This window comes from Massilia sp. CT11-108, assembly GCF_047302915.1.
In the GTDB taxonomy this organism is placed as follows: Bacteria; Pseudomonadota; Gammaproteobacteria; order Burkholderiales; family Burkholderiaceae_D; genus Telluria; species Telluria orientalis.
The window spans coordinates 1-2,011 of record NZ_JBKYMO010000749.1 but is presented as its reverse complement, the minus strand read 5'-3'; the positions used below and the strand labels follow the sequence as shown (position 1 = coordinate 2,011).

Below are 2,011 nucleotides of genomic sequence, written 5' to 3'. Positions count from 1 at the left end.
GGCCAGGCCAGCGCGCTCGGTACGCTCGGCAGTATCCTGGGGGGATCGAGCAGGACGATGGCCAGCGCGCCGCCGCCCGCGAAGGAGGCGAGCATCAGGCCCCACCAGCGCGGGTCGCGCAGTACGCGCCAGCGCGACGGTGCCGCGACCTGGCGCGGTTCCCAGTGCCCGTCGCCGCGCGGCTTCTCGCGGCCATCCTCGCCATGGGAACTTTCCAGCCACTCGACTTCCCACTCTTCCGACGCGATCCACTCGTCGTGTTCCTTGCGGCGCACGGGATCGGACAGGATGTTGTAGGCCGTATTGACGATGGCCATGATGCGGGCGGCGCGCTCGTCGCCCGGATTCTTGTCGGGGTGATATTTCTGACTCAAGGCCTTGTAGGCCGCGCGAATGACTTCCTGCGGTGCGTGGCGCGACACCTTCAGGTTGTCATAATGGGTATGGATCTTGGCCATGGGTCAGGGTCGGGTTGCACAGGGCGCCAGCTGCTTCAATAGTAGCCGATTCGTTTTGTAACGGCAGAGGCAAAGGACAGCCTGCCGTACGGGCGGCATTACAGCATAGCCGGGTTTGTATCCACCGCGCAAGATGTCAGTATCACAACTTGTGGCTGCGATCGGCGCGCTCGATGGCGGGGTCGAGCGCGACGCCGCTGCCGACGATGAGCACCTTGAACAATTCCCCCATTTCCGCCGGCGAGACGAGCTTCTGCACGGCCTTCGACTGCGGCAGGTAGCGCAACGCATCTTCCGGGTCCGTCTTCAGCAGCAGCTCGCCGATGCCCGCCGCCAGCAGGAAGGCCGCCTGGCTCATGTAGCCGAGCACGTCCAGCCCGGCACCGTGGGCCGCGAGCGCCATCGCCGTGAAATCGACGTGCGCCGTGATGTCCTGCAGGCCCGGCAGATAAAACGGATCCGGGTGCGCATGGTGGCGGTAATGACACATCAGCGTGCCGCTCGTGCGCTCGTCGAAATAATATTCGTGGGCCGGGAAACCGTAGTCGACCAGGAGCGCGGCGCCTTTCCCCTTCTCGAACATCTGCGCCAGCGAGCGCATGAACCCGCAGGCGACCGGGTGGACTTCGGTCAGATAGCCGTCCTGCAAGGTGTCGGCGTCGGGAATTTGGCGGCCGATCTGGTCGAGCAGCGCCGCGTCGGGCTCTGCGGGCGCAAAGGCGAAGCGGCCGTCTTCCACCGTCACCATCTGACGCAGCCAGCGGCCGCCGTCGCGCACGACGAGCTCGACCGGCATCGCATCCAGCACTTCGTTGGCGAGCACGACGCCGCGGAACGCCACCGGGAAATCGTGCGTCCAGCGCACCTGCGGGAAATCCTTCAGCGCTTCCTGCTGGCGCGCGCGCAATTCGCCCGACAGTTCGATGATCGTATAACTGTCGACGCGCACGCCCAGTTCGGCCAGCGCCGTCAGGACGTCATGGGCGAGTTTGCCCGTGCCGGCGCCGAATTCGATAATGTCAGGGGCACTTTGGGCCATAATAGCGGCTGCCGCGCGCGCCAGCGTGGCACCGAACAGCGGGCTGATCTCGGGCGACGTGGTGAAATCGCCATCGCGGCCCAGCTTCGCCGCACCGCCGCTGTAATAGCCGAGATTCGGCGCGTACAGCGCCAGTTCCATGAACCGCGAAAACGGGATGGCGCCGCCCTGGTCGGCGATCTCGGCAGCGATCATGCGCTGCAGGGCTTGGGACGCGGCCAGCGCGTCGCTGGAGGGAAGAGGTAAGGACATCCGGCCATTGTAGCGAGAATCGGCAGCGACCCACAAACCACGATGACACAGACAAATTCGACTCCTGACTCAGTTGGCACACCCTCGGACCGCCCGCACGCGGGACGCGCGCGCGTGGCCCTCGTCACGGGCGCCGGCCGGCGCATCGGACGCGCCATCGCGCTTGGCATGGCCGAAGCCGGCTGGGACGTCGCCGTGCACTACCGCTGTCGCGTTTTCACATCTGACGGGGCCGACGAATAGTGTGGTGTAGGTGTGGGGG

The 2,011-nt window shown here is 65.9% G+C and carries 2 protein-coding genes; both read right to left on the bottom strand.

Going from position 1 to position 2,011, the window contains the following annotated elements; genetic code table 11:
- Positions 1 to 458: J domain-containing protein (locus ACEN88_RS30245; protein ID WP_413345659.1), on the bottom strand; the 458-nt coding region annotated here is incomplete at its 3' end.
- Between the two features lie 142 nt (positions 459 to 600).
- Positions 601 to 1,749 (bottom strand): class I SAM-dependent methyltransferase, encoded by a 1,149-nt coding sequence (locus ACEN88_RS30240; RefSeq protein ID WP_413345657.1) that lies wholly within the window; start codon positions 1,747 to 1,749, stop codon positions 601 to 603.
- Between the last annotated feature and the right edge of the window lie 262 nt (positions 1,750 to 2,011).